The sequence below is a fragment of the Haemophilus parahaemolyticus genome (assembly GCF_018373095.1).
Lineage (GTDB): Bacteria > Pseudomonadota > Gammaproteobacteria > Enterobacterales > Pasteurellaceae > Haemophilus_A > Haemophilus_A parahaemolyticus_A.
Map to the genome: position 1 here is coordinate 1 of NZ_JAHAHT010000157.1, position 2,170 is coordinate 2,170.

The 2,170-nt window shown below is 36.1% G+C and carries 2 protein-coding genes and 1 pseudogene; 2 read left to right on the top strand and 1 reads right to left on the bottom strand.

Features of this window, described 5'->3' with window-relative positions; genetic code table 11:
* Positions 1-389: 389 nt before the first annotated feature.
* Positions 390-493, top strand: a pseudogene (locus KH943_RS10245) (IS1595 family transposase); the annotation flags it as partial.
* A gap of 95 nt (positions 494-588) precedes the next feature.
* Here KH943_RS10245 and galU read toward each other — a convergent pair.
* A complete protein-coding gene (galU, locus tag KH943_RS09945; RefSeq protein WP_304110423.1) occupies positions 589-1,476 on the bottom strand; it encodes a UTP--glucose-1-phosphate uridylyltransferase GalU in 888 nt (295 codons plus the stop codon).
* A 178-nt stretch (positions 1,477-1,654) separates the two neighbouring features.
* Here galU and KH943_RS09950 point away from each other — a divergent pair.
* Positions 1,655-2,170 (top strand): HemK family protein methyltransferase (locus tag KH943_RS09950; protein WP_304110424.1); only part of this gene is annotated, 516 nt, incomplete at its 3' end.

Consider the following 2,170-nt stretch of genomic DNA (forward strand, 5'->3'; position numbering starts at 1 on the left):
AATCTTGGCGTTTTTATTGCTTCTTAAACAGAAGAAAATGTAACCCTGTTGCAATATATGAAAAAAGCGAGATGAATAATTTATCTCGCTTTTTTCTTTGCAGTTATCTAGCACTAAAAGAAGTTTGTAGAATTGAGCAACCTTGCTATTTCACAGAGCCTATATTGGGTTTATAGGCTCCTCATCCTATTACAAATTGCTAGTTTCATCACAAAGGGCATAATAGACAAAAGTGTTGGTTTTAGTCTAATTATGCCCTCACAAAGAATTTGACTGGTTGCTTGCAAAATTCGTTTACCTGAATCAGTAATTAAACAATTTTTCCAACAAATTAATTTCATCAGGTGTTATCATCAATTGATTAGAATTTACTATAAAAATTTCCCCTTCACCACTTTCATTTTATTTCTACTCGCAAACAATGGCAGTGTAAACATTGCAAGCATACTTTTAGTGTAGTGTCACATCAGACACGATTTTTGCTAACCATAAGCATTGAAATCTCACTGACTGCAAAAGATGTGGCAGTATTTAACCGCTTTTTTCTGATACACTTTATAGGTTAGAGCATTAGAACTAGAGCTATAATCATAATATTTTAGCTAAAGATTTAATGTATTCTTTAAATTCTTGACCAAATTTATTATGACGTAAGCTATATTCTACAAACGCTTGCATATAGCCAAGCTTATCGCCACAGTCAAAGGTTTTGCCTGTCATATGGAACGCTTCAACGGTTTCTTGTTCAATCAACATATCGATTGCATCAGTTAATTGAATTTCATCGCCCACGCCCGCAGGCGTTTTTTCTAATAAATCCCAAATACCCGCTGAGAATACGTAACGTCCTACCACAGCAAGGTTAGATGGTGCCTCTTCTCTTGTGGGTTTTTCTACTATTTTTACGATTTCTGCTGAACCGCCTGCAGGAATGTCAACCTCGTTACAATCAGCCACGCCATAACTGCTTACTTCATCCATTGGAACAGGAGCTACCATAATTTGGCTATGCCCTGTTTCATTAAAACGTTTGATCATTGCAGCCAAGTTTTCTATTTTTTGATTAGCACTAAAATCTGCTAGAATCACATCTGGTAAGACTACCGCAAATGGTTCGTTGCCCACTACTGCTCGCCCACATAAAACAGCGTGTCCCAAGCCTTTTGCATTGCCCTGACGAACGTGCATAATTGTTACATCTTTTGGGCAAATTGAGCGAACCTCTTCAAGTAATTGGCGTTTAACACGTTTTTCTAACATTGTTTCTAATTCAAATGATGTATCAAAGTGGTTTTCGATCGCATTTTTTGAAGAGTGAGTAACTAACACTATCTCTTTAATACCTGCAGCAACACATTCATTAATGATATATTGAATTAATGGTTTATCTGCAACAGTTAGCATTTCTTTAGGAATTGCTTTTGTTGCTGGTAACATGCGCGTGCCTAAACCAGCGACAGGGATAACAACTTTCATTTTTATTCCTTTTTGTGTAAAAATTTTTCGGATTATAATTAAATTTCTAGTTTAAAAGCAATCATTTCCCGATTATTTATGTATAAAGATTTATTCTTAATATGGAAACTTAAACGCTTAATTTTTTCTTTATTAGTGTAGAATAAGTGCTCCTAATTCAAATAAGAGTCATAATAAGATGTATCAACATAATTTAGAACTGCTTGAAGAGATGTCAGCTTCAAGTGCATTGCAAGATTTAAAAACTATTCAAGATATGATGCGTTGGGCATATAGCTATTTTAATACATCCGATCTCTATTATGGACACGGATATGAAAATGGTTGGCAAGAAGCACAGCAGCTTGTTTTGACCGCCCTTTACCTGCCTGCGGATGTACCTGAAGCAATGTATGCTTCACACTTAACTGATGTGGAAAAAAAACGTGTAATTGAGCTCATTCAAGCCCGTTTAGGTACGCGTCAGCCTGTGGCGTATTTAATCAATTCTGCGTGGTTCTGTGGTTTAGAATTTTATATTGATGAACGAGTAATTGTTCCTCGTTCACCAATTGGAGAACTGATTCGTGCCCAATTTACAGGGTTCATTAATCATAAACCAAAACGCATTTTAGATCTTTGTACTGGCAGTGGTTGTATTGCCATTGCTTGTGCAGAGGCTTTCCCAGAAGCTGAAGTAGATGCTGTCGATTTA

Bases quoted from the DNA above. Each gene is read 5' to 3' on its own strand.
- galU (WP_304110423.1), bottom strand. From the start codon at position 1,476: ATGAAAGTTGTTATCCCTGTCGCTGGTTTAGGCACGCGCATGTTACCA.